The organism is Streptomyces hyderabadensis (assembly GCF_020404845.1).
GTDB lineage: Bacteria > Actinomycetota > Actinomycetes > Streptomycetales > Streptomycetaceae > Streptomyces > Streptomyces hyderabadensis.
Map to the genome: position 1 here is coordinate 1 of NZ_JAIOJZ010000079.1, position 25,816 is coordinate 25,816.

At 68.6% G+C, this 25,816-nt stretch carries 19 protein-coding genes and 1 tRNA gene; 4 read left to right on the forward strand and 16 right to left on the reverse strand.

The features are described 5' to 3' along the window. Nucleotides 1-1,518: FtsX-like permease family protein (locus tag K7854_RS34485; RefSeq protein ID WP_226030497.1), on the forward strand; the 1,518-nt coding region annotated here is incomplete at its 5' end. Between the two features lie 101 nt (nt 1,519-1,619). Here K7854_RS34485 and tuf read toward each other — a convergent pair. From tuf to K7854_RS34510, 5 genes are all read right to left on the reverse strand, one after another. Further along, nucleotides 1,620-2,813 (reverse strand): elongation factor Tu, encoded by a 1,194-nt coding sequence (tuf, locus tag K7854_RS34490; RefSeq protein WP_007443930.1) that lies wholly within the window; start codon nt 2,811-2,813, stop codon nt 1,620-1,622. A gap of 171 nt (nt 2,814-2,984) precedes the next feature. Further along, a complete protein-coding gene (gene fusA / locus K7854_RS34495) occupies nt 2,985-5,111 on the reverse strand; it encodes an elongation factor G (protein WP_226030498.1) in 2,127 nt (708 codons plus the stop codon). Nucleotides 5,112-5,150: 39 nt separating this feature from the next. Beyond that, nucleotides 5,151-5,621 carry a 30S ribosomal protein S7 gene (rpsG, locus tag K7854_RS34500; RefSeq protein ID WP_003974303.1) on the reverse strand — a complete coding sequence of 157 codons (471 nt, stop codon included), beginning with the start codon at nt 5,619-5,621 and terminating at the stop codon, nt 5,151-5,153. A gap of 2 nt (nt 5,622-5,623) precedes the next feature. After that, nucleotides 5,624-5,995, reverse strand: coding sequence for a 30S ribosomal protein S12 (rpsL, locus tag K7854_RS34505; RefSeq protein WP_003948652.1), 372 nt, complete (start codon nt 5,993-5,995; stop codon nt 5,624-5,626). Between the two features lie 288 nt (nt 5,996-6,283). Continuing rightward, nucleotides 6,284-7,363 carry a glycosyltransferase family 2 protein gene (locus K7854_RS34510; RefSeq protein WP_226030499.1) on the reverse strand — a complete coding sequence of 360 codons (1,080 nt, stop codon included), beginning with the start codon at nt 7,361-7,363 and terminating at the stop codon, nt 6,284-6,286. Between the two features lie 100 nt (nt 7,364-7,463). On the opposite strand from K7854_RS34510, the gene K7854_RS34515 reads away from it, so the two are divergent. Further along, a complete protein-coding gene (locus K7854_RS34515) occupies nt 7,464-8,756 on the forward strand; it encodes a putative hexosyltransferase (protein ID WP_226030508.1) in 1,293 nt (430 codons plus the stop codon). Between the two features lie 76 nt (nt 8,757-8,832). Here K7854_RS34515 and K7854_RS34520 read toward each other — a convergent pair whose 3' ends face one another. The 11 genes from K7854_RS34520 to K7854_RS34570 form a co-directional block, all read right to left on the reverse strand. Continuing rightward, nucleotides 8,833-12,732, reverse strand: coding sequence for a DNA-directed RNA polymerase subunit beta' (locus K7854_RS34520; RefSeq protein ID WP_226030500.1), 3,900 nt, complete (start codon nt 12,730-12,732; stop codon nt 8,833-8,835). 97 nt (nt 12,733-12,829) lie between these two features. Beyond that, nucleotides 12,830-16,315, reverse strand: coding sequence for a DNA-directed RNA polymerase subunit beta (gene rpoB, locus K7854_RS34525; RefSeq protein WP_226030501.1), 3,486 nt, complete (start codon nt 16,313-16,315; stop codon nt 12,830-12,832). Between the two features lie 589 nt (nt 16,316-16,904). Then, on the reverse strand, nt 16,905-17,294 hold the full coding sequence (gene rplL, locus K7854_RS34530) for a 50S ribosomal protein L7/L12 (protein ID WP_226030502.1): 390 nt from the start codon (nt 17,292-17,294) through the stop codon (nt 16,905-16,907). Between the two features lie 117 nt (nt 17,295-17,411). After that, the gene (gene rplJ, locus K7854_RS34535; protein WP_061443077.1) at nt 17,412-17,942 is read right to left on the reverse strand and encodes a 50S ribosomal protein L10; all 531 of its coding nucleotides are present in this window, start codon (nt 17,940-17,942) and stop codon (nt 17,412-17,414) included. A gap of 314 nt (nt 17,943-18,256) precedes the next feature. After that, nucleotides 18,257-19,105, reverse strand: a complete 849-nt coding sequence (locus K7854_RS34540) for an SCO4651 family lipoprotein (protein WP_226030503.1) — start codon at nt 19,103-19,105, stop codon at nt 18,257-18,259. 197 nt (nt 19,106-19,302) lie between these two features. Continuing rightward, nucleotides 19,303-20,145, reverse strand: a complete 843-nt coding sequence (locus K7854_RS34545) for an SCO4651 family lipoprotein (protein ID WP_226030504.1) — start codon at nt 20,143-20,145, stop codon at nt 19,303-19,305. Between the two features lie 163 nt (nt 20,146-20,308). After that, nucleotides 20,309-21,034, reverse strand: coding sequence for a 50S ribosomal protein L1 (gene rplA / locus K7854_RS34550; protein WP_030145437.1), 726 nt, complete (start codon nt 21,032-21,034; stop codon nt 20,309-20,311). An 82-nt stretch (nt 21,035-21,116) separates the two neighbouring features. After that, entirely contained in the window at nt 21,117-21,551 is a 435-nt protein-coding gene (rplK, locus tag K7854_RS34555; RefSeq protein ID WP_003974315.1) for a 50S ribosomal protein L11, read from the reverse strand. A 168-nt stretch (nt 21,552-21,719) separates the two neighbouring features. Then, nucleotides 21,720-22,586 carry a transcription termination/antitermination protein NusG gene (gene nusG / locus K7854_RS34560; protein WP_226030505.1) on the reverse strand — a complete coding sequence of 289 codons (867 nt, stop codon included), beginning with the start codon at nt 22,584-22,586 and terminating at the stop codon, nt 21,720-21,722. 80 nt (nt 22,587-22,666) lie between these two features. Next, nucleotides 22,667-22,954, reverse strand: coding sequence for a preprotein translocase subunit SecE (gene secE / locus K7854_RS34565; RefSeq protein WP_007443916.1), 288 nt, complete (start codon nt 22,952-22,954; stop codon nt 22,667-22,669). A gap of 108 nt (nt 22,955-23,062) precedes the next feature. After that, a tRNA-Trp gene (locus tag K7854_RS34570) sits at nt 23,063-23,135 on the reverse strand. A gap of 239 nt (nt 23,136-23,374) precedes the next feature. Between K7854_RS34570 and K7854_RS34575 the strand changes: the two genes are divergently transcribed. Further along, a complete protein-coding gene (locus K7854_RS34575) occupies nt 23,375-24,601 on the forward strand; it encodes a pyridoxal phosphate-dependent aminotransferase (protein WP_226030506.1) in 1,227 nt (408 codons plus the stop codon). A gap of 125 nt (nt 24,602-24,726) precedes the next feature. Beyond that, nucleotides 24,727-25,758, forward strand: coding sequence for an adenosine deaminase (locus K7854_RS34580; RefSeq protein ID WP_226030507.1), 1,032 nt, complete (start codon nt 24,727-24,729; stop codon nt 25,756-25,758). The last annotated feature ends 58 nt before the right edge of the window (nt 25,759-25,816 follow it).

A 25,816-nucleotide genomic window follows, 5' to 3' on the forward strand; every position in this document is an offset into this window, starting at 1 on the left:
GCACCGCGGCTGGCGGCCGAAGTCGTCGAGGTGGGGCTGGCACCAACCTGGTTCGCCATTGGCGACCACACCTGGCCGTACCACACGGCCTTCTGGACGGGCCTCGTCGTCGCCCTGTGCGGCGCGGCCACGGCAGCGTGGCGGGCGGGACGGACCGGTCCCGTCGAGGCCCTCCGCGAGGCCTCCGCCGACAGCCGGGCGATGACCCGGGGCCGGTGGGTGTGCGGGGCGGGGCTGCTGCTGACCGCACTGGTCACGCTCGTACTCGCCCTGGCCGACGACCCCGGTGACCTGCTGCACCGCAAGACGTACGTGAGCCGCCCGATGCCGCTGATCGCCGCGGCCGCTCTGCTCGCGCCGGTCGTGGTGCGCCCGACGGCACGCCTGCTCACCTGGTTGCCCGCCCGGCTGCCGGGCGCGACGGGCCTGCTGGCCCGGGAGAACACGGTGGCCGGGGTACGCCGTACCGCGGCCGTGGCGGCGCCGGTGCTGGTCACGGTCGCGCTCACCGGCTCCCTGCTCGGCGCCGTCGCGACCCTGAAGGAGGCGAAGGCCGCCGAGGTCCGGGCACGGACCACCGCCGCCTTCGTGGTCACGGCGCCGTCCGGTACGGGCTTCGACGCGGCGACCGTGGACCGGCTGCGCGCGGTGCCCGGGGCGGAGGTCTCCCCGACCTCGTCGAGCGCGGTGTACGTCCTGGAGGACGGCGTGGCCCTCATCAGGTCCGACGCGCGTGCCGTCGCCGCCCCCGGGCCGCTCACCGCCACGACCCGCCTCCCGCTCGCCGCCGGGAAGGCGTCCGACCTGGACGACCACTCGATCATCGTGAACGAGGAGTGGGAGGAGCACACGGTCGGCCGCCGGGTACGGGTCTGGCTCGGGGACGGCACGCTCAAGACCCTGCGCATCGCCGCCGTGATGCACACCGGCACCGGCGACAACGGCGTCTACGTCACCGCGGCCAACGCCGCCGGCGCCCCGGTCGACCGGGTGGACGTCGCGCTGGCCGACGGCGCAGACGCCGACGCGGTGGCCGCCGGGCTGCGGGAGGCGGTGGCGTCGGCGGGCGGACGGGTGTCGAGCGGCGACGCATGGGCCCGGGCGGCCTCCACCGGGTCCGGCGGCACCACACGGGCGGGCCTCTTCCTGGTCCTGGGCATCGCCCTGCTCTACACGGGGATCTCCGTGGTCACCACCATGCTGACGGCGACGTCCGACCGGGCCCGCGACCTGGCGGTCCTGCGGCTCACGGGCGCCACCGACGCGCAGGTGCTGCGCATGCTCGCCGTCGAGTCCCTGACGGTCGCCGCGGTGGGCGCCCTGCTGGGCCTGCTGGTCGCCGGTCTCAACCTGGCGGGCATGGCGGCTGCCCTGCACCTGCTCGCGGTCCCCGCCGCCCCGGTCGTCCCGTGGGCGGCCGTCGCCGCCGCCGCGGGCACCTGCGCGGCCCTCACCGTGGCCGCGTCACTCACCTCGGCCACCCTGCTGGTACGCCGCCGCCCGGTCGTCCGCGAGTGACGCGTGGTGGCACGACGAAAGGGCCCGTACGACCGGAGTCGTACGGGCCCTCTCAGGCATCAGCCCATGTCAGGTCTGGTGGACCGACAAGCAAGCGGAACTTACTTGTTGATCTTGGTGACCTGGCCGGCGCCCACGGTCCGGCCACCCTCGCGGATGGCGAACTTCAGGCCCTCTTCCATGGCGACGGGCTGGATGAGCTCCACCTTCATCTCGGTGTTGTCACCCGGCATGACCATCTCGGTGCCCTCGGGGAGGGTCACGACGCCGGTCACGTCCGTCGTACGGAAGTAGAACTGCGGACGGTAGTTGTTGAAGAAGGGGGTGTGACGGCCACCCTCGTCCTTCGACAGGATGTAGGCCTGGGCCTCGAACTCGGTGTGCGGGGTGACCGAGCCCGGCTTGATGATGACCTGGCCGCGCTCGACGTCCTCGCGCTTGATGCCGCGGAGGAGCAGACCGACGTTCTCACCGGCCTGGCCCTCGTCGAGGAGCTTCCGGAACATCTCGATGCCGGTGACCGTGGTGGTGGTCTTCTCCTGCTTGATGCCGATGATGTCGACGGTCTCGTTGACCTTGAGGACACCACGCTCGATGCGGCCGGTGACGACCGTACCGCGACCGGTGATGGTGAAGACGTCCTCGATCGGCATCAGGAACGGCTTGTCGACGTCGCGCTCGGGCTCCGGGATGGCCTCGTCCACGGCCTTCATCAGCTCGAGGACGGAGTTGCCCCACTCCTTGTCGCCCTCGAGGGCCTTCAGAGCGGAGACCTTGACGACCGGAACGTCGTCGCCCGGGAACTCGTACTCGGAGAGGAGCTCACGCACCTCGAGCTCGACGAGCTCCAGGATCTCCTCGTCGTCCACCATGTCGGCCTTGTTCAGGGCGACGACGATGTACGGAACGCCGACCTGGCGGGCCAGGAGCACGTGCTCCTTGGTCTGCGGCATCGGGCCGTCGGTGGCGGCGACCACGAGGATGGCGCCGTCCATCTGCGCCGCACCCGTGATCATGTTCTTGATGTAGTCCGCGTGACCGGGGCAGTCGACGTGGGCGTAGTGACGCGCCTCGGTCTGGTACTCGACGTGCGCGATGGAGATGGTGATACCGCGCTGGCGCTCTTCGGGAGCCTTGTCGATCTGGTCGAAGGCCGAGGCCTCGTTCAGGTCCGGGTACGCGTCGTGCAGCACCTTGGTAATGGCGGCCGTGAGGGTCGTCTTACCGTGGTCGATGTGACCGATGGTGCCGATGTTGACGTGCGGCTTAGTCCGCTCGAACTTCGCCTTCGCCACTGGGGTCCTCCTGTGGAGTGGTTCTGTACGCCTTACTCATCGGCGCCAGGTGATCTTTGCTGGGAAACCCGGGCCCGGGGCATTCCGCCGGGTTCGCGGCGGAATGACCCTTGCAGGCTCCGGGGTCAAGCCTAAAGCGTGAGAACGGGGTCCGTTAAACGGAGTAGCCCGTTACTCGCCCTTGGCCTTCGCGATGATCTCCTCGGCGACGTTCCGGGGAACCTCGGCGTAGGAGTCGAACTGCATCGAGTAGCTTGCGCGACCCGACGTCTTGCTGCGGAGGTCTCCGACGTAGCCGAACATCTCCGACAGCGGCACGAGGCCCTTCACGACGCGGGCACCCATCCGCTCCTCCATGGCCTGGATCTGGCCACGGCGGGAGTTGATGTCACCGATGACGTCACCCATGTAGTCCTCGGGCGTGGTGACCTCGACGGCCATCATCGGCTCCAGGAGCACGGGGGAAGCCTTGCGCGCGGCCTCCTTGAAGGCCTGCGAACCGGCGATCTTGAAGGCGAGCTCGGAGGAGTCGACCTCGTGGTAGCCACCGTCGATGAGCGTGACGCGGACGCCCGTCATCTCGTAGCCGGCCAGGATGCCGAACTGCATGGCCTCCTGCGCACCGGCGTCCACCGAAGGGATGTACTCCTTCGGGATGCGGCCACCGGTCACCTTGTTCACGAACTCGTACGAGGCGTCGCCGCCCTCGATCGGCTCGATCGCGATCTGCACCTTGGCGAACTGACCGGTACCACCGGTCTGCTTCTTGTGGGTGTAGTCCACGCGCTCGACGGTCTTGCGGATCGTCTCGCGGTAGGCGACCTGGGGCTTGCCGACGTTGGCCTCGACCTTGAACTCACGGCGCATGCGGTCGACCAGCACCTCGAGGTGCAGCTCGCCCATACCACCGATGATGGTCTGGCCGGTCTCCTCGTTGGTGTGGACCTGGAAGGACGGGTCCTCCTCGGCCAGGCGCTGGATCGCGACGCCGAGCTTCTCCTGGTCGCCCTTCGACTTGGGCTCGATGGCGACCTGGATGACCGGCGCCGGGAAGTCCATGGACTCCAGGATGACCGGGCTCTTGTCGTCGGACAGCGTCTCACCGGTGGTGGTCTGCTTCAGGCCCATGACGGCGACGATGTCACCGGCGCCCACCGACTCGATCTCCTCACGCTTGTTGGCGTGCATGCGGTAGATCTTGCCGATGCGCTCCTTGCGGCCCTTGACCGAGTTCAGCACCGCGGTGCCGGACTCCAGGCGGCCGGAGTACACCCGGACGAAGGTGAGCTTGCCGAGGTGCGGGTCGCTCATGATCTTGAAGGCGAGCGCGGCGAGCGGCTCGTCCTCCGACGGCTTGCGCTTGACGACGACCTCGGGGTCCTTGACGTCGTGGCCCTCGATGGCCTCGACGTCGAGCGGGGTCGGCAGGTAGCGCACGACCGCGTCGAGCAGGGGCTGGACGCCCTTGTTCTTGAACGCGGTGCCGCAGAACACCGGGGTGACCGTGGTGTCGCTGGACTTGCCGGAGGCGATGGTGATGCGACGGATCGCGGCGTACAGCTGCTCCTCGGTGGGCTCCTGGCCCTCCAGGAACAGCTCCATGACCTCTTCGTCGTTCTCCGCGACGGCCTCGACCAGCTTGCCGCGCCACTCCTCGGCGGCCTCGGTGTGCGTGGCCGGGATGTCGACGGTGTCGTACATCTCGCCCTTGGCCGCGTCGGCGGACCACACGAGCGCCTTCATGCGGACCAGGTCCACGACGCCCTTGAAGTCGGCCTCGGCGCCGATCGGGAGCTGCATGACGAGCGGCTGGGCGCCCAGGCGGTCCGAGATCATCTCCACGCAGCGGTGGAACTCGGCGCCGGTGCGGTCCAGCTTGTTGACGAAGCAGATACGCGGCACGCCGTAACGGTCGGCCTGACGCCACACCGTCTCGGACTGCGGCTCGACACCGGCGACACCGTCGAACACGGTCACGGCACCGTCGAGCACGCGCAGGGAACGCTCCACCTCGACGGTGAAGTCGACGTGCCCCGGGGTGTCGATGATGTTGATCGTGTAGTCGTTGTCCTCGAGCGGCCAGTGACAGGTGGTCGCAGCAGACGTGATCGTGATGCCACGCTCCTGCTCCTGCTCCATCCAGTCCATCGTGGCGGCGCCGTCGTGGACCTCACCGATCTTGTACGACACACCGGTGTAGAACAGGATCCGCTCGGTGGTGGTCGTCTTGCCCGCGTCGATGTGGGCCATGATCCCGATGTTGCGGACCTTGGCCAGGTCAAGTGAAGTGGTAGCCATAAGGCTTCAGTCTTCTCTCGGTCTCGATGTGGGTAGCGACTACCAGCGGTAGTGCGCGAAGGCCTTGTTGGACTCGGCCATCTTGTGCGTGTCCTCGCGCTTCTTGACGGCCGCACCGAGGCCGTTCGAAGCGTCGAGAAGCTCGTTGAGCAGACGCTCGGTCATGGTCTTCTCGCGACGGGCGCGGGAGTAACCGACGAGCCAGCGCAGGGCGAGCGTGTTGGCACGGCCCGGCTTGACCTCGATCGGGACCTGGTAGGTCGCACCACCGACACGGCGGGACTTGACCTCGAGGGTCGGCTTGATGTTCTCGAGAGCGCGCTTGAGCGTGATGACCGGGTCGTTGCCGGTCTTCTCGCGCAGACCCTCCATGGCGCCGTAGACGATGCGCTCGGCGGTGGAGCGCTTGCCGTTCAGCAGCACCTTGTTGATCAGGGAGGTCACCAGAGGAGAACCGTAGACCGGGTCGATGATGACCGGGCGCTTCGGGGCGGGGCCCTTACGAGGCATTCTTACTTCTCCTTCTTGGCGCCGTAGCGGCTGCGGGCCTGCTTGCGGTTCTTGACACCCTGGGTGTCGAGGGAGCCGCGGATGATCTTGTAGCGAACACCCGGCAGGTCCTTCACACGGCCGCCGCGCACGAGCACGATGGAGTGCTCCTGCAGGTTGTGCCCCTCACCCGGAATGTAAGCGGTGACCTCGATCCCGCTGGTCAGACGCACACGCGCGACCTTACGCAGGGCCGAGTTCGGCTTCTTCGGGGTGGTCGTGAACACACGCGTGCAGACGCCACGGCGCTGAGGGGAACCCTCGAGTGCGGGCGTCTTGTTCTTCTCGACCTTGTCCTGCCGGCCCTTGCGGACCAGCTGCTGGATCGTAGGCACTACTTCTCCGGTTTCTGTGTGCCGAATGGTGAAGCTAACCTGGAACGTCACCGACCCACGCGGTCGGGTGTGTCGAAGCCGCGAACTCCACCCGCGAGGCGGAGGGAGACGCGAATTGCGGTGGCCACACACGGCCCCGGTGCGGTTGCAGACACGCACGAGGGCCAGGGCACACCCCAGGCACAAGGTCTGAGCGTACCTAGCGCATTCGCTGCGGTCAAAACAAATGGGCGACACCGGCGTCCCCACCCGTTTCGCCCTGTCTTGCCCGGATCGGCTGGTGCCGTCTCAGGCCCGCGGCAGCGGGACGCCCGGCGCGTCGCCGTCCGCGTCGGCGGGCGCGGGTGCGGCTGCGGGCGCCGGCGGGGGCACGGGTGCCGACGGAGGCACGGGTGCCGGCGGGGGTGCGGGTGCCGCCGTGTCGTGGCGGACGAAGTAGGTCGGCCGGTTCTGCACGGCCGTGTATATGCGCCCGACGTACTCGCCGAGCAGGCCGACGCAGACCAGCTGTACGGCGCCGATGAAGACGATGCCGGTGAACAGCGAGGTCCAGCCGGGGACCGTGCGGCCCAGGGCGAACGCGGTCAGCGTGTAGACCAGCAGCCCCAGGCAGACCACGAAGGCGCCGCCGCCCAGCCAGGTGGCGATGCGCAGCGGGGCCGCGGAGAACCCGGTGACGCTGTCGACCGCGAGCCGGATCATCCGGCCCAGCGGATACTTCGTACGGCCCGCCGTGCGCGGGGCGCGCTCGTACGTCACCTGCCCGCTCGGGAAGCCCAGCCAGGGCACCAGCAGGCGGTACACCCGCTGCTGGTCGGGCAGGGCCTTGAGCGCCTCCACGGCGGCCCGGCTGAGCAGCCGGAAGTCGCCCGCCTGGGCGGGGACCGAGGGACCCGCCAGACGCCGCATGAGGCGGTAGTAGACGCCCGCCGTCCACCGTTTGAACCCGGAGTCGCTGCTGCGGTCCGCGCGGACCCCGTAGACGATGTCGAGGCCCTCCGCGCGGGCCAGCGCCAGCATGTCGGGGATCTTCTCGGGCGGGTCCTGGAGGTCGGCGTCCAGGCTGACCACGTAGGCGCCGCGGGCCCGGTCGAGTCCCGCCGTGAGGGCCGCCTGGTGGCCGGAGTTGCGCCGCAGGGCGACCACGCGCAGTTCCGGCCAGCCCAGCCGGAAGGCGTCGAGCAGCTCGGCCGTGCGGTCGACGCTGCCGTCGTCGACGGCGACGACCTCGTGCGGGACGCCCAGCTCGGTGAGGACCGGTCGCAGCCGGGTGACCAGCGCGGGCAGGACGTCTTCCTCGTTGAACATCGGAATGACGACCGACAGCGCGACCGGTTCGTGCCGCTCCGCGTCCCCTCCCTCGGGCACCGCGCCTCCCTCCGCATGACCTTGAGTACAGATGTGCGACTCTTGTGCGATCTTATGGCAGCAATGGACGGTTGAGGGTGGCCCGAGGGGGATGACAGCCATGGACACGGCTGCCGACGACACAGTGACCGACGGGCGTGGCGGCACCGGCGAACGGCCGCCCGGCGAGACCGGGGCACGCTCCTGGCGGAGCCGGCTCCCCGCCCTCCCGGCGGGCGCGCGGCCCTACCTCGCCCCGCTGGCACTGTACGGCGTCACCAAGCTCGTCGGCCTCGGGGTCTTCGCGTCCCTGCTGACGTACGCCGGGGACTTCCGGGGGAAGAACCCGCGCTTCGGCGGCGGCGCCCACTGGTGGGACGTGCTGGCCACCTGGGACGGCTGGTGGTACCTCCAGGTCGCCGAGCACGGCTACAGCCCCGCGCTGGTCCGGCTGGACTCGGACGGCCTGTTCACGGTCCAGCAGAACTCGGTCGCGTTCTTCCCGCTCTACCCGGCGCTCATCCGCATGGTCTCGGAGTCCACCGGGCTGGGCCTGTACGGCTCCGGGATCCTGGTCTCCGTCCTCACCTCGTTCGTCGCCGCGGCGGGCATCTACGCGGTGATCTCGCTGCTCGCGGGCGCGCGGGCGGGCACCGTCGCGGCCGGACTGTGGGCGGTGGCGCCGGGCGCGGGCGTCGAATGGGCGGTGTACTCCGAGTCGCTGTTCGTCGCCATCGCCGCCTGGACCTGCTACGCCGTGATGAAGGGGCGCTGGGTGGCGGCGGGCCTGCTGGCCTTCACCGCGGGCCTGAACCGGCCCACCTCCGCCGTCCTCATAGGCGCCGTGGGCCTCGCCGCCCTGGTCACCCTGGCCCGGCCCGCCTCCCGGCGCGAGCACGGCGTGCGCGGCCCCGTGTACGCGATGCTCGTCGCGCCGCTCGGCCTGCTCTCCTACATCGCCTGGGTCGGCTGGAGCACCGGCGAGGCCACGGCCTACTTCACCCTCCAGCGCGAGGGCTGGGCGCACTTCTTCGACTACGGCGCCTACACCTGGGACGTGCTGCGCAACCTCGCGGTGGGCCGCGGCGACTACCCCTTCGCCTTCTCCACCCCGGACCTGCTCTCCCTCCAGCTGGTCCTGGCGCTGCCCTTCCTCATCGCGCTGATGCTGCGCAAGAAGCCCCCGCTGGTGCTCGTCGCCTACACCCTGGCGACGATCGTCACGGTGCTGGGCACCCAGCAGATGTTCGGCAACACCATGCGCTACCTGCTCCCCGCCTTCCCGCTCCTGCTGGCCCCGGCCGCCGCCCTGAGCCGCCTGAAACTGCCGGCCCTGGCGGTCTTCTTCACCACGGCCGCGATCGCCTCCGGCTGGTACGCCCACTACGTCATCTTCGAACTGGGCGTGCCGTAGCGGCCTCGGTACGAGCACGCCGAAGGGCGGCCACCCGCTCGGGGTGACCGCCCTTCGGTCGTATCAAGCTGCCCGCTTACTGGTTGTACGGACCGTAGTCGTAGTCCTCCAGCGGAACGGCCTGGCCGGAGCCGGTGCCGAACGGCGAGTAGTCGATGTCGTCGTAGCCGACGGCCGAGTACATCGCGGCCTTGGCCTCCTCGGTCGGCTCCACCCGGATGTTGCGGTAGCGGGACAGGCCCGTACCGGCCGGGATGAGCTTACCGATGATGACGTTCTCCTTGAGGCCGATGAGGCTGTCGGACTTGGCGTTGATCGCCGCGTCCGTCAGGACCCTGGTCGTCTCCTGGAAGGAGGCGGCCGACAGCCAGGACTCCGTCGCCAGCGAGGCCTTGGTGATACCCATCAGCTGCGGACGACCGGAGGCCGGGTGACCGCCCTCCTGGACCACACGACGGTTCTCGGTCTCGAACTTGGTGCGCTCCACCAGCTCGCCGGGCAGCAGCTCGGCGTCGCCGGACTCGATGATCGTCACGCGGCGCAGCATCTGCCGGATGATGATCTCGATGTGCTTGTCGTGGATCGACACGCCCTGCGAGTTGTAGACCTTCTGGACCTCGCCGACCAGGTGGACCTGGACGGCACGCTGACCCAGGATGCGCAGCACGTCGTGCGGGTTGGTGGCACCCACGGTGAGCTTCTGGCCCACCTCGACGTGGTCGCCCTCGCCCACCAGCAGACGGGCACGCTTCGAGATCGGGAACGCCGTCTCGTCGCTGCCGTCGTCGGGGGTGACGACGATCTTCTTGGTCTTCTCGGTCTCCTCGATCCGGACGCGGCCGGAGGCCTCGGAGATCGGGGCGACACCCTTCGGGGTACGGGCCTCGAAGAGCTCGACGACACGCGGCAGACCCTGCGTGATGTCGTCACCGGCCACACCACCGGTGTGGAAGGTACGCATCGTCAGCTGGGTGCCGGGCTCACCGATGGACTGGGCGGCGATGATGCCGACCGCCTCACCGATGTCGACCAGCTTGCCGGTGGCCAGCGAGCGGCCGTAGCACATGGCGCACGTGCCGACCTGCGACTCGCAGGTCAGGATCGAGCGGGTCTTGACCTCCTCGACGCCGTGGGCGACCAGGGCGTCGATGAGCACGTCACCGAGGTCGACGTTGGCCGGTGCGATCACCTTGCCGTCGATGACGACGTCCTCGGCGAGCATGCGGGCGTAGACGCTGGTCTCGACGTCGTCCGCCTTGCGCAGCGTGCCGTCGGCGTCGCGCACGGCGATCGGCAGCTTGAGGCCGCGCTCGGTGCCGCAGTCCTCCTCGCGGATGATGACGTCCTGGGAGACGTCGACCAGACGACGCGTGAGGTAACCCGAGTCGGCGGTACGCAGAGCGGTGTCCGCCAGACCCTTACGGGCACCGTGCGTGGAGATGAAGTACTCCAGCACGGACAGGCCCTCACGGAACGACGCCTTGATCGGACGCGGGATCGTCTCGTTCTTCGCGTTCGACACCAGACCACGCATACCGGCGATCTGACGCATCTGCATCATGTTGCCTCGTGCACCCGAGTTCACCATCATGAAGATCGGGTTGGTCTTCGGGAAGTTGTCGTTCATCGCCTCGGCGACCTCGTTGGTCGCCTTGGTCCAGATCGCGATGAGCTCCTGCGTGCGCTCGTCCTTGGTGATCAGACCGCGCTCGTACTGCTTCTGGACCTTCTCGTCCTGCGCCTCGTAGCCCTTGACGATCTCCTTCTTCGCCTCGGGAACGACGACGTCGGAGATGGCCACGGTGACGCCGGAACGGGTCGCCCAGAAGAAGCCGGCCGCCTTCAGGTTGTCGAGCGTCGCCGCCACGATGACCTTCGGGTAGCGCTCGGCGAGGTCGTTGACGATCTCGGAGAGCTGCTTCTTGCCGACCTCGTAGTCGACGAAGGGGTAGTCCTCGGGCAGCAGCTCGTTGAAGAGCGCGCGGCCCAGCGTGGTGCGCAGGGTGAAGGTGTCGCCCTGCTGCCACTCCGGCTCACCCTCCTCGCGGGCCGGGGGCTCCCAGCCGCGGGGCGGGATGGTGCCCACCGGGAAGCGGATGTCGACCTTCGACTGGAGCGACAGGTCGCCCGCGTCGAACGCCATGATCGCCTCGGCGGCGGACCCGAAGGCACGGCCCTCGCCCTTGAGGTCGCGGCCCTCGCCGTCGGTGGTGAGGAAGAACAGACCGAGGACCATGTCCTGGGTCGGCATCGTCACCGGACGGCCGTCGGCCGGCTTGAGGATGTTGTTCGAGGACAGCATCAGGATGCGGGCCTCGGCCTGCGCCTCCGCGGACAGCGGCAGGTGCACGGCCATCTGGTCACCGTCGAAGTCCGCGTTGAACGCGGTGCACACGAGCGGGTGGATCTGGATGGCCTTGCCCTCGACCAGCTGCGGCTCGAAGGCCTGGATGCCGAGGCGGTGCAGGGTGGGCGCACGGTTCAGCAGGACCGGGTGCTCCGCGATGACCTCTTCGAGCACGTCGTACACGACCGTGCGGCCGCGCTCGACCATGCGCTTGGCGCTCTTGATGTTCTGCGCGTGGTTCAGGTCGACCAGCCGCTTCATCACGAACGGCTTGAAGAGCTCCAGCGCCATGGCCTTGGGCAGACCGCACTGGTGCAGCTTCAGCTGCGGGCCGACGACGATGACGGAACGCGCCGAGTAGTCGACTCGCTTGCCGAGCAGGTTCTGACGGAAGCGGCCCTGCTTGCCCTTGAGCATGTCGGACAGCGACTTCAGCGGACGGTTGCCGGGGCCCGTGACCGGGCGGCCGCGGCGGCCGTTGTCGAAGAGCGCGTCGACGGCCTCCTGGAGCATGCGCTTCTCGTTGTTCACGATGATCTCGGGCGCGCCGAGGTCGAGAAGCCGCTTCAGGCGGTTGTTGCGGTTGATGACACGGCGGTACAGGTCGTTCAGGTCGGAGGTCGCGAAGCGGCCACCGTCCAGCTGCACCATCGGACGCAGGTCCGGCGGGATGACCGGCACGCAGTCCAGGACCATGCCCTTGGGGCTGTTGCTGGTCTGCAGGAACGCGGAGACGACCTTGAGGCGCTTGAGCGCACGGGTCTTCTTCTGGCCCTTGCCGGTGCGGATGATCTCGCGGAGGCGCTCGGCCTCCTCGTCGAGGTCGAAGGACTCCAGGCGCTTCTGCAGCGCGGCGGCGCCCATCGAGCCGTCGAAGTAGGTGCCGAAGCGGTCGCGCAGCTCGCGGTAGAGCAGCTCGTCGCCCTCCAGGTCCTGGACCTTGAGGTTCTTGAACCGGTTCCACACCTCGTCGAGGCGGTCGATCTCGCGCTGCGCACGGTCGCGCAGCTGCTTCATCTCGCGCTCGGCACCCTCGCGCACCTTGCGGCGCACGTCGGCCTTGGCGCCCTCGGCCTCCAGCTCGGCCAGGTCGGTCTCGAGCTTCTTGGCGCGGGCCTCCAGGTCGGAGTCGCGGCGCTGCTCGATCTGCTGGCGCTCGACGGAGACGTGGGCCTCCAGCGAGGGCAGGTCGCGCGTGCGGCGCTCCTCGTCCACGAAGGTGATCATGTACGCGGCGAAGTAGATGACCTTCTCGAGGTCCTTCGGCGCCAGGTCCAGCAGGTAGCCCAGGCGCGACGGGACGCCCTTGAAGTACCAGATGTGGGTGACGGGCGCGGCCAGCTCGATGTGGCCCATCCGCTCACGGCGCACCTTGGCGCGAGTGACCTCGACGCCGCAGCGCTCACAGATGATGCCCTTGAAGCGGACGCGCTTGTACTTGCCGCAGTAGCACTCCCAGTCCCGGGTCGGACCGAAGATCTTCTCGCAGAAGAGTCCGTCCTTCTCGGGCTTGAGGGTGCGGTAGTTGATGGTCTCGGGCTTCTTGACCTCGCCGTGGCTCCACTGACGGATGTCGTCAGCGGTGGCCAGACCGATCCGGAGCTCGTCGAAGAAGTTGACGTCGAGCACTATGCGTCAATCCCTCTCAGGGTTGTAAGTCTGTGGTCTGAAACGGGGGTCGCGGGATCGGCGGGGCCTCTGAGGAAGAGGCCCCGCCTGACTCCCGTCAGACCTCTTCGACGCTGCTCGGCTCGCGCCGCGACAGGTCGATGCCGAGCTCCTCCGCTGCGCGGAAGACGTCCTCGTCGGTGTCACGCATCTCGATGGACATGCCGTCCGAGGACAGCACCTCCACGTTGAGGCACAGGGACTGCATCTCCTTGATGAGCACCTTGAAGGACTCGGGGATGCCGGGCTCAGGGATGTTCTCGCCCTTGACGATGGCCTCGTAGACCTTCACGCGGCCGGTCACGTCGTCGGACTTGATGGTCAGCAGCTCCTGGAGGGCGTACGCGGCGCCGTAAGCCTCCAGCGCCCACACCTCCATCTCACCGAAGCGCTGGCCACCGAACTGGGCCTTACCACCCAGCGGCTGCTGGGTGATCATCGAGTACGGGCCGGTCGACCGGGCGTGCAGCTTGTCGTCGACCAGGTGGTGGAGCTTGAGGATGTACATGTACCCGACCGAGATCGGGTCCGGGAACGGCTCACCGCTGCGGCCGTCGAACAGCCGCGCCTTGCCGGTCGGGAGCACCATGCGCTCGCCGTCCCGGTTCGGGATGGTGTGCTGGAGCAGGCCGGCCAGCTCGTCCTCGCGCGCACCGTCGAAGACCGGGGTGGCGACGTTGGTGCCGGGCTCGACCTTGTCGGCGCCGATCGCCTGGAGGCGCTGCGCCCACTCCTCCGCGAGGCCGGAGACGTCCCAGCCGCGGCTGGCGAGCCAGCCGAGGTGGATCTCCAGGACCTGTCCCGGGTTCATTCGGGACGGGACACCCAGCGGGTTCAGGATGATGTCGACGGGCGTGCCGTCCTCCAGGAACGGCATGTCCTCGATCGGGTTGATCTTGGAGATGACGCCCTTGTTGCCGTGCCGGCCGGCGAGCTTGTCACCGTCGGTGATCTTGCGCTTCTGCGCGACGTAGACGCGCACCAGCTGGTTCACACCGGGGGGAAGCTCGTCGCCCTCCTCGCGGTCGAAGACGCGGACGCCGATGACCTTGCCGATCTCGCCGTGCGGGACCTTCAGCGAGGTGTCGCGGACCTCGCGGGCCTTCTCACCGAAGATCGCACGGAGCAGGCGCTCCTCCGGGGTCAGCTCGGTCTCGCCCTTGGGCGTGACCTTGCCGACCAGGATGTCGCCGGCGACGACCTCGGCACCGATGCGGATGATGCCGCGCTCGTCGAGGTCGGCCAGGACCTCCTCGGAGACGTTCGGGATGTCCCGGGTGATCTCCTCGGGGCCGAGCTTGGTGTCACGGGCGTCGACCTCGTGCTCCTCGATGTGGATCGAGGAGAGGACGTCGTCCTGCACGAGGCGCTGCGACAGGATGATCGCGTCCTCGTAGTTGTGACCCTCCCACGGCATGAACGCGACCAGCAGGTTCTTGCCGAGCGCCATCTCGCCGTTCTCGGTGGCCGGACCGTCGGCGAGGACCTGGCCCTCGATGACGCGGTCGCCCTCGGAGACGATGACCTTCTGGTTGACCGAGGTGCCCTGGTTGGACCGGGAGAACTTGGCCAGGCGGTACGTGATGTACGTGCCGTCGTCGTTGGTCGTGGTGATGTAGTCCGCGGAGACCTCCTGGACCACACCCGGCTTCTCGGCCTTGACCACGTCGCCGGCGTCGGCGGCGGAGCGGTACTCCATGCCGGTGCCGACCAGCGGGGACTCGCTCTTGATGAGCGGCACCGCCTGACGCATCATGTTCGCGCCCATGAGGGCACGGTTGGCGTCGTCGTGCTCCAGGAACGGGATCATCGCGGTGGCGACCGACACCATCTGGCGCGGCGAGACGTCCATGTAGTCGACGTCGTCACCCGGGACGTAGTCGACCTCGCCGCCACGGCGGCGGACCAGGACGCGGGCCTCGGCGAACCGCAGGTCGTCGGTGAGCGTGGCGTTGGCCTGCGCGATGACGAAGCGGTCCTCCTCGTCGGCGGTCAGGTAGTCCACCTCGTCGGTGACCTGGCCGTCGACGACCTTGCGGTACGGCGTCTCGATGAAACCGAACGGGTTGATCCGGCCGTACGAGGCGAGCGAGCCGATCAGACCGATGTTCGGGCCTTCGGGCGTCTCGATCGGGCACATGCGGCCGTAGTGCGACGGGTGCACGTCGCGGACCTCGAAGCCGGCCCGCTCACGGGAGAGACCACCCGGGCCGAGGGCGTTCAGACGACGCTTGTGCGTCAGCCCCGACAGCGGGTTGTTCTGGTCCATGAACTGGGACAGCTGGCTGGTGCCGAAGAACTCCTTGATGGAGGCGACGACCGGCCGGATGTTGATCAGGGTCTGCGGCGTGATCGCCTCGACGTCCTGGGTGGTCATGCGCTCGCGCACGACGCGCTCCATACGGGCGAGACCCGTACGGACCTGGTTCTGGATCAGCTCGCCGACGTTGCGGATGCGGCGGTTGCCGAAGTGGTCGATGTCGTCGGTCTCGACGACGATCTCCCGGCCCGACTCGCCGACCGTCTCGGTCTCACCGGCGTGCAGCTTCACCAGGTACTTGATGGTGGCGATGATGTCGTCGGTGGTGAGCACGCCGGCGTCCAGCGGCTCGTCCGCGCCGAGCTTCTTGTTCACCTTGTAGCGGCCGACCTTGGCGAGGTCGTAGCGCTTCGGGTTGAAGTAGAGGTTCTCGAGCAGCGTCTGCGCGGCCTCACGCGTGGGCGGCTCGCCCGGACGCAGCTTGCGGTAGATGTCGAGCAGCGCGTCGTCCTGGCCCTGGGTGTGGTCCTTCTCCAGGGTGGCGCGCATGGACTCGTACTCGCCGAACTCCTCCAGGATCTGCTCGGTGGTCCAACCGAGGGCCTTGAGGAGGACGGTCACGGACTGCTTGCGCTTGCGGTCGATGCGCACACCGACCATGTCGCGCTTGTCGATCTCCATCTCCAGCCAGGCACCCCGGGACGGGATGATCTTGGCGGAGAAGATGTCCTTGTCGGACGTCTTGTCGATGGAGGAGTCGAAGTAGACGCCGGGCGAACGGACCAGCTGCGAGACCACGACACGCTCGGTGCCGTTGATGACGAAGGTGCCCTTGTTCGTCATGAGCGGGAAGTCGCCCATGAAGACCGTCTGGGACTTGATCTCGCCGGTCTCGTTGTTGGTGAACTCGGCGGTGACGAAGAGCGGGGCCGCGTACGTGAAGTCACGGTCCTTGCACTCGTCGATGCTGTTCTTCGGGGGCTCGAAGCGGTGGTCGCGGAAGGTCAGCGACATCGACCCGGAGAAGTCCTCGATCGGGGAGATCTCCTCGAAGATCTCCTCCAGACCGGACTTCGTGGGGACGTCCTGACCGGACTCCAGAGCCGACTCGACGCGAGCCTTCCAGGCGTCGTTGCCGAGGAGCCAGTCGAAGCTCTCGGTTTGCAGCGCGAGAAGGTTCGGAACCTCGAGGGGCTCCTTGATCTTTGCAAAGGAGATGCGCAGCGGGGCGGTGCTGGCAGCGTTGTTCGTATTCGCGGTCGAGGCATTGCGCGAGGCGGCCAAGAGGGGGTCCTTCCGAGGGCTCGGACTCACTACGCGCGTACCGGCCCCTCTTCCTTGCACGGAGACAGGGGGCGTCTGATGTGGCTGAAGAGCCAGGTCAGACATGCTCTGGTCGTCAGTGCTCGGGCGAGGGCAGACCCCTGGTGACGGGCAGGGGGCAGCTAACAGGCAGCGCAAAGGGTCAGTGTAGCCACTTGGCTCACTGATGTCCAGTGCGGTTCTCGGGGACCGTGTTCGCTCCTCGTTGTTCTCACCACCTGTGCGGCAAGGCCTCGCCCTCAACGCACCCAGATACTGCCCTCTTCGCCGTCGATCCATGCCTCGGATTCGGATCCTTGTGACGACGCCCTGAGAATTGCGCGCTGCGTGCGGTTCGTCAAGGCCCCCCTTGCCCAAACCGGTTGTCGCCAGGGGGCTCTCAGGGCCCCGGCGACGGCACGACGAAGATCACCCTACTCTTCACCGTCACACGTGCAAGGCGACCGCCGCCGGACCCCGGATACGCCGAAGAGCGACCACCCGGATGGATGATCGCTCTTCGGTGCTACGGCGTTACAGACCCTGACGGATCCGTGGGGCCGGTGCGGTCTTACTTGACCTCGACGGTGGCGCCGGCGCCCTCGAGGGACTCCTTGGCCTTGTCGGCGGCGTCCTTGGCGACCTTCTCGAGGACGGGCTTCGGGGCGCCGTCCACGAGGTCCTTGGCCTCCTTCAGACCCAGGGAGGTCAGCTCGCGCACGACCTTGATGACCTGGATCTTCTTGTCGCCGGCACCGGTGAGGATGACGTCGAACTCGTCCTTCTCCTCGGGGGCCTCGGCGCCACCGGCGGCGGCACCGCCACCGGCGACGACGACCGGGGCGGCCGCGGCGGCGGTGACGTCGAACTTCTCCTCGAAGGCCTTCACGAACTCGGAGAGCTCGATGAGGGTCATCTCCTCGAACTGGGCGAGCAGGTCGTCCTGGCTGAGCTTCGCCATGATGGCGGTCCTTCCACTAATTCGGCAGGTGCCGGATGTACGGGGTGTGGCGGGCGTACGTCGGCCCGCTGCGACCCGCGCCGCGCTCAGGCGGCCCGGATCAGAAAGCGAGCCGAGTTACTCGGCACCGCCCTGCTCGCCCTGCTTGGCACGGAGCGCGTCCACGGTGCGGACGAGCTTCGAGGGCAGCGCCTGGAAGACGGAGGCAGCCTGGGACTGCTTCGCCTTGAAGGCACCGGCCAGCTTGGAGAGCAGAACCTCGCGGGACTCGAGGTCCGCAAGCTTCTTGATCTCGTCGGCGGTCATCGCCTTGCCGTCAAGGACACCGCCCTTGATGACGAGATTCGGGTTGTCCTTGGCGAAGTCGCGCAGACCCTTCGCCGACTCCACCGGGTCACCGGTGACGAAGGCGACGGCCGTCGGACCAGCGAAGAGCTGGTCGTCGAGCGTGATCCCGGCCTCGTTGGCCGCAATCTTGGTCAGCGTGTTCTTCACCACGGCGTACTGGGCGTTCTCACCGAGCGACCGGCGCAGCGTCTTGAGCTGCGCCACGGTGAGACCGCGGTACTCGGTCAGCACGGCGGCGTTGGAGCTGCGGAACTTGTCCGTCAGCTCGGCAACCGCGGCAGCCTTCTCGGGCGTCGCCATAGAGCCTCGGCCTCCTTCCGGGTGATTCTGACCGCGCGGACCCGAAGGAGGACTGGGGAAAACGAAACGCCCCGGCGCAGGCGCACGGGGCGTGGCTCGACCGTCGGCCACCGCACGGGGCGGGGACTTCCGGGAGCTTCATCCACAGTCACCTGCGCGGGTCGTCCGCAGTTCAGCGGATCCTTCGGCCACCGTGCCTCTTTCGAACACACGGCAACGACCAGCGGTCTTTGGCTTCTGTGGAAGCGTACGTGAACGGGGCAGTGTCAAGCAAATCCGCCCCCGCGGCGACCCGGGCGGTCCGGGACGGCGCCTCAGCCCTGCTGGGCCTCCTTCATCATCTCGGCCAGGTCGGCGACCTCCGCGGCCGGCGGCGCGGTGACCTTCACCGGCTCGTTGACGCCGAGGAAGGTGAAGGTCATGTCCAGCGGGCCCTTGTCCGCGTCGGCCTTCATCCGGAACTGCTTGGTCTGGTCGTCGCCGTCGACCCACATGTCCATGGAGAGCTTGTCGACGCCCATCTTCTCGTACTGCTCCAGGCTCTTCTTGCGCTTCTCCCGGGTGGCCTCGTCCTCGTCCCCGATGGACTTCTCCAGGTCGGCGAGGGTGACCGTGCCCTTGTAGTGGGTGGTCTCCACGCCGTCGACGGTCTCGGTGCCGACCTTCTCGACGTCCTTGGCCCCGGTGAGGAAGGTGGACTCGGTCGCCGGGTTCTTGTCGGCCTGGGAGGCGCCGCCCAGCTGGTTCAGCTCCTCGTCGGCGCCGAGCGCGGACAGGTCGAACTTCATCCAGCGCTTGCCGTCCATCTCCTTGGCCGCCTCGGGGGTGCCGCCGATGTACATGGCCTTGTCGACGAGCCGGATCTCCGCGGTCCCCTCGGCGCCCTGGTCGAGGGCCGTCATCTTCATGCTCATCGCGAGCGTCGGCTTGATCTGCATCTGGGCCTCGGCCTCGATCCGGCCCTCCTCGGGGACCTGGCCCTTCAGGCGGTAGTGGAGGGAGTCGATCTCCTCCGTGTTCTTCGCCGCCTTGGCGACGGCGGCCGCGGGCGTCATCTCGGGGGACTCGGAGGCCTTGTCCTCCTTGGAACAGCCCACCGCGCCGGCGGCGAGCAGCAGGGCGGCGAGTCCGGCGCCGACGGGCACACGTACGGAAGTCTTCATCGATATCCCCCCACGGGATTCAAGGAGCCCACCGGAGCGTGCGGGGGGTACACAGGGGACGCACCGCCGCTCCACAGCTTTTTTGCAGTTCTTTGAAGCAAGGACGTGAGCTTAGCCGAAACGGTTCGAACGATCTTGTGGTTTCTCCCCCGGTCCCTACCGGTCCGGTCTCCCGGTCCCGCCCGTCCCGGTCCGGCCTAGCGTCCCTGTGTCGCCAGCAGTTCCTTGAAGTCCGCGGTGTCCGCGGCCGGCGGGCGTGCGGCGGAGACCGTGACGCCGTAGTCGCTGTAGTAGGCGGTCTGGGTCAGCTCGCCGGTCTTCGTGCGTCCCCGCTCGACCTTCTTGACCAGCAGGTTCCGGTCGTCGACCCAGATGTCGACGGTCTGGGCGGTCTCTCCGCCCACCGTGCCGGACCAGTGCGTGGTGCGCCGGCCGCGCGTCGTCTCCTCGCCCACCCTGCGCACGTCCGAGGCCGTCAGCAGCAGCTTCACCGCCTGGTTCGGCGTGGTGTTGCGCATCTGGTCGGCGAATCCGGCGCCCGCACCGCCTTCGAGGTCCTCCAGGTCCTCGTACACGTACTTGATCCAGTGCCGGCCGTCCAGCCGCTCGGCGAACTCGTCGCCCATCCTGGCGTAGTAGGCGTCGGGCAGGTACCGGGCCTCCATCGCGGTGGTGCCGAGGCGGCGCATGGTCTCGGCGGTCGTGCCGCCCGTGTAGGTGATCGTCAGGGTGCCGGTGAGGCCGTCGTCGCGCCAGCCGAGGGCGCCCGCGGCCTCCAGGGACAGCTCGCGGCCCATCACGGTGGTGGACTCCACCCGCGCCGAACCGGCCCGTCCGGTGGCCCGCTCGACGGCCCGCAGGGCGTCCGCCGACGGGCCGGTGGCGGCCGGGGCGCGGGAGGAGGGCGCGGCGGAGCCGGGTGGGGTGGAGGCGGGCCGCGGGGACGCGGGCCGCTCGTCGGCGGTGCACGCGGTGGCGCACGTCAGCACGGCCGACACCGCGACCGAGACGACCGTACGGCGTGCCGTCATGCCCGTCATCCGCCCACCCACCCCTTGCGCCCCGTACGGCTCCCACGCCTCGTGCGCGGGTCCGCAGTCCGCACGCTAGCCCAGGGCGCCGGAAAAGGGGACGGGGCGAAAGGGACGGGCCCCGCACCTCGGAAGGTGCGGGGCCCGTGAACCGGTGGGGCGAGCTGCTCGCTCAGACCGCGGCCGGGTCCTCCTCGACGAGGAGGTTGCGGGTGCGGTTGGAGTCGAGCGGAATGCCGGGGCCCATCGTGGTGCTGATGGCGGCCTTCTTGATGTAGCGGCCCTTGGCGGCGGACGGCTTCAGACGGAGGATCTCCTCCAGCGCCGCGCCGTAGTTCTCCACCAGCTTGGTGTCGTCGAACGACGTCTTGCCGATGATGAAGTGCAGGTTCGAGTGCTTGTCGACGCGGAACTCGATCTTGCCGCCCTTGATGTCGTTGACAGCCTTGGCGACGTCCGGGGTCACGGTGCCGGTCTTGGGGTTCGGCATGAGACCACGGGGACCGAGCACGCGGCCGAGGCGGCCGACCTTGCCCATGAGGTCCGGGGTGGCGACGACGGCGTCGAAGTCCAGACGCCCCTTCGACACCTCGTCGATCAGCTCGTCGGCGCCGACGATGTCGGCGCCCGCGGCACGCGCGGCCTCGGCACGGTCACCGGTCGCGAAGACCAGGACCCGGGCGGTCTTACCGGTGCCGTGCGGGAGGTTCACGGTGCCACGGACCATCTGGTCCGCCTTGCGCGGGTCGACACCCAGACGGAAGGCGACCTCGACGGTGCCGTCGAACTTCGAGGTGGAGGTCTCCTTGGCGAGACGGACGGCCTCGAGCGGGGCGTAGAGCTTGTCCCGGTCGATCTTGGCGTCCGCAGCGCGGAGAGACTTGCTGCGCTTGCTCACTACTGCTCCTGGTGGCTTCTGAGGAGTCGTGGTGCGGGCCGAGCAGGCCCTGCCACTACTGCTTTTGGTTACGGGGTGGAGGTCAGCCCTCGACCGTGACGCCCATGGAACGGGCGGTACCGGCGATGATCTTCTCCGCCTGGTCCAGGTCGTTGGCGTTGAGGTCGGGCATCTTGGTGGTGGCGATCTCACGGACCTGGTCACGCGTGATCTTCGCGACCTTGGTCTTGTGCGGCTCGCCGGAGCCCTTCTCCACGCCCGCGGCCTTGAGGATCATCTTGGCGGCCGGCGGCGTCTTGGTGATGAAGGTGAAGGAGCGGTCCTCGTAGACCGTGATCTCCACCGGGATGACCCAGCCGCGCTGCGACTCGGTCGCGGCGTTGTAGGCCTTGCAGAACTCCATGATGTTGACGCCGTGCTGACCCAGCGCGGGGCCGACCGGCGGAGCCGGGTTCGCGGCACCGGCCTGGATCTGGAGCTTGATGAGCCCCGTGACCTTCTTCTTCTTGGGAGGCATAGCTCTCCGGGTCCTTTCGATTCGGGTCCTGCCGGCGTCCGGGAGCTACCCGGACACAGGCATACCGCACAACGATAACGGGTATAGATGCGCGGCCAAAAACCGAGCAGGTCAGGCAGTCCCCGAGGGCCCTGCCTGACCTGCGCGGAAGCGTACGTCCGAGAAGAACTAGTTCTTCTGGATCTGGTCGAAGCTCAGCTCGACCGGGGTCTCGCGGCCGAAGATCTCGACGAGGCCCTTGACCTTCTTCGAGTCGGCGTTGATCTCGTTGATCGTGGCCTGGAGGGTGGCGAAGGGGCCGTCGGTGACGGTGACCGAGTCGCCGACCTCGAAGTCCAGCACCTGGACCTCGACCTTGCGCTGCGGGGCCGGCTTGCCCTCGGCCTCGGCGGCCTCGCGGGCGGCCTTCTCCTCGGCCTCCGGGGCGAGCATCTTGACGATCTCGTCCAGGGTCAGCGGGTACGGGTCGTAGGCGTTGCCGACGAAGCCGGTGACGCCCGGGGTGTTGCGGACGACGCCCCAGGACTCGTTGGTGAGGTCCATGCGGACCAGGACGTAACCCGGCAGCTTGTTCTGGCGGATCGTCTTGCGGTCGCCGTTCTTGATCTGGACGACCTCTTCCTGCGGCACCTCGGCCTGGAAGATGTAGTCCTCGACGTTGAGCGAGACGGCGCGCTGTTCGAGGTTGGTCTTCACGCGGTTCTCGTAACCGGCGTAGGTGTGGATGACGTACCACTCGCCGGGCAGGACGCGCAGTTCCTGGCGGAGCTTCTCGATCGGGTCGAGGTCGGGCTCCTCGGACTCGGGCTCGGCCTCGGCCTCGGCGGCTTCGGCTTCGGCTCCGGTCTCGTCGGCCGCCTCGGCGGTCTCGTCCGCCTCCGCGTCCTCGTCCGTCTCCGCGACGACCGTGTCGTCGGCAGCCTCGGCCTCGACGGAGGCCTCGGTGTCCTCGTTGTCGGCGCCCTCGACGGTGCCGAGCTCGTCCTCGACGGACTCGACCGGCTCGATGGCGTCGTTCACGTTCGGGTCAGACACTGTGGCTGCTTCTTCCTGGATACATAGGGGTGGAACACGCGAAAGGGGCGCCGGGTACCTCGGCGCCCTTCGCTCTCGGCTCAGCCGAAGACGTACTTGGCGGCGTGAGAGAAGCCATAGTCAATCAGAGTCACCAGGCCGATCATGATGACCACGAAGATGATCACCACGGTGGTGTACGTCGTCAGCTGGTTGCGGCTGGGCCAGACGACCTTGCGCAGCTCCGCGACGATCTGGCGGTAGAAGAGCGCGAGCCGCTTCAGCGGGCCCTTCTTGCCTCGCTTGCCGCCCTTGCGGGACTTCTTCTTGGAGTCCGGCGCCTCGTCCTGGGCATCAGGCATGTCGATGGAGCCCACGGCGTCCGTCACTCGTCCTCACCTGATTCCGGGTCGTGGCCGTGCCGCGCCCGGTTGGAGCCGCACGGCGGTGCATTGCTGTACGTACATGCGCACACATCCTGGCGATGGTGTGTGTAGCAGGGCCGGAGGGACTTGAACCCCCAACCGCTGGTTTTGGAGACCAGTGCTCTACCAATTGAGCTACGACCCTTTGTTCGTCCCCCAACGTACCGCATCCGCCCGGATGCTTGGTGTGCACCGGGTGATCGCGGACCGCTGAAGGCCAACGAGGTGAGAGTGTACGTGCTCCCGGGCCGGGCGTCGAACAGAAAGCACGTCCGGACTGATGTTCAGGCCGTGGACCGGACTGGCGTTCAGGGCGTGGACCCGTGCGGTTCAGTCCGTGAAACCCCTGTGCCCGGGAGGTTTCCGGTCTGGAACGATGGGGCCATGAGCGCTGCAACCCCTCCCACCGAGCGCCGGGTCTCCGCCCGAGTCGGCGCGATCTCCGAGTCCGCGACCCTCGCCGTGGACGCCAAGGCCAAGGCCCTCAAGGCCGCCGGGCGTCCCGTGATCGGCTTCGGCGCGGGCGAGCCCGACTTCCCGACGCCGGACTACATCGTCGAGGCCGCCGTCGAGGCGTGCAAGAACCCGAAGTACCACCGCTACACGCCGGCCGGCGGCCTGCCCGAGCTGAAGGCCGCCATCGCCGCGAAGACGCTGCGCGACTCCGGCTACGAGGTCGACCCGTCGCAGGTCCTGGTCACCAACGGCGGCAAGCAGGCCATCTACGAGGCGTTCGCCGCGATCCTCGACCCGGGCGACGAGGTCATCGTCCCGGCGCCGTACTGGACGACGTACCCCGAGTCGATCCGGCTGGCCGGCGGTGTCCCGGTCGATGTGGTCGCCGACGAGACGACCGGCTACCGGGTGACGGTGGAGCAGCTGGAGGCGGCGCGCACCGAGAAGACCAAGGTCGTCCTGTTCGTGTCGCCGTCGAACCCGACGGGCGCGGTGTACAGCGAGGCCGAGACCGAGGCGATCGGCAAGTGGGCCGTCGAGCACGGCCTGTGGGTGCTGACCGACGAGATCTACGAGCACCTGGTCTACGGCGACGCCGTCTCGGTGTCCCTGCCGGCCCTGCTGCCCGAGCTGCGCGATAAGTGCATCGTGGTCAACGGTGTGGCGAAGACCTACGCGATGACCGGCTGGCGGGTCGGGTGGGTCATCGGCCCCAAGGACGTCGTCAAGGCCGCGACCAACCTCCAGTCGCACGCCACGTCCAACGTGTCCAACGTGTCCCAGGCGGCGGCGCTGGCTGCGGTCTCCGGGGACCTGGAGGCGGTGGCGAAGATGCGGGAGGCCTTCGACCGGCGCCGCCAGACCATCGTGCGGATGCTCAACGAGATCGACGGCGTGGTGTGCCCGGAGCCGGAGGGCGCGTTCTACGCCTACCCGTCGGTGAAGGCGCTGCTCGGCAAGGAGATCCGCGGCAAGCGGCCGCAGGACTCGGTCGAGCTGGCCGCGCTCATCCTGGAGGAGGCCGAGGTCGCGGTGGTGCCGGGTGAGGCGTTCGGCACGCCGGGGTACCTGCGGCTGTCGTACGCGCTCGGGGACGAGGACCTGGTCGAGGGCGTGAGCCGGATCCAGAAGCTGCTGGCGGAGGCGCGGGACTGACCGGTCCCGTTGTCCCGCGGGGCCACCCCTCAACGTTGAGGGGTGGCCCTGTTTGTTTGTGCGAGCAAGACCACGTACGGGGAAAGTGCTGTCGGGCCGGGCGTGTCGTGCGGCAGGATCACTGGATGGAGCGTGTACGTGATGTCTCTGAACTGCCCAAGGCCCATCTCCACCTGCACTTCACCGGGTCGATGCGGCCCACCACCCTGCTGGAACTGGCCGACAAGCACGGTGTGCGGCTGCCCGAGACGCTGACCGAGGCACTGGGGCGCGGCGAGTCGCCGAAGCTGCGGGCGACGGACGAGCGGGGGTGGTTCCGCTTCCAGCGGCTGTACGACGCGGCGCGGTCGTGCCTGCAGACGCCGGAGGACATTCAGCGGCTGGTGCGGGAGGCCGCGGAGGAGGACCTGCGGGACGGGTCGGGGTGGCTGGAGATCCAGGTCGATCCGACCTCGTACGCGCCGCGGCTGGGCGGGCTGATCCCGGCGTTGGAGATCATCCTGGACGCGGTGGAGACGACCGTGCGGGACACCGGGATCGGGATGCGGGTGCTGGTCGCCGCGAACCGGATGAAGCATCCGCTGGACGCGCGGACGCTGGCGCGGCTCGCGGTGCGGTACGCGGAGCGGGGCGTGGTCGGTTTCGGGCTCTCGAACGACGAACGGCGCGGGATGGCGCGGGACTTCGACCGGGCGTTCGCGATCGCGCGGGACGGGGGGCTGCTGAGTGCGCCGCACGGGGGTGAGCTGACCGGTCCGGCGTCGGTGCGGGACTGCCTGGACGACCTGGAGGCGGACCGGATCGGGCACGGGGTGCGGGCGGCGGAGGATCCCCGGCTGCTGAAGCGGCTGGCGGACCGGCAGGTGACGTGCGAGGTGTGCCCGGCGTCGAACGTCGCCCTGGGGGTGTACGAGAAGCCGGAGGACGTGCCGCTGCGGACGCTGTTCGAGGCGGGGGTGCCGATGGCGCTGGGCGCGGACGATCCGCTGCTGTTCGGGGCGCGGCTGGCCGCCCAGTACGAGATCGCGCGCGAGCACCACGGGTTCACGGACGCGGAGCTGGCGGAGCTGGCCCGCCAGTCGGTGCGGGGGTCGGCGGCTCCCGAGGACGTGAAGGCGCGACTGCTGGCGGGGGTGGACGACTGGCTTGCGGCGTAGGGGCGGCGGGGGGCAGGGTGCCTGCGGCGCCTGTGCGGCTGCGGTGGGGGTGCGCGTA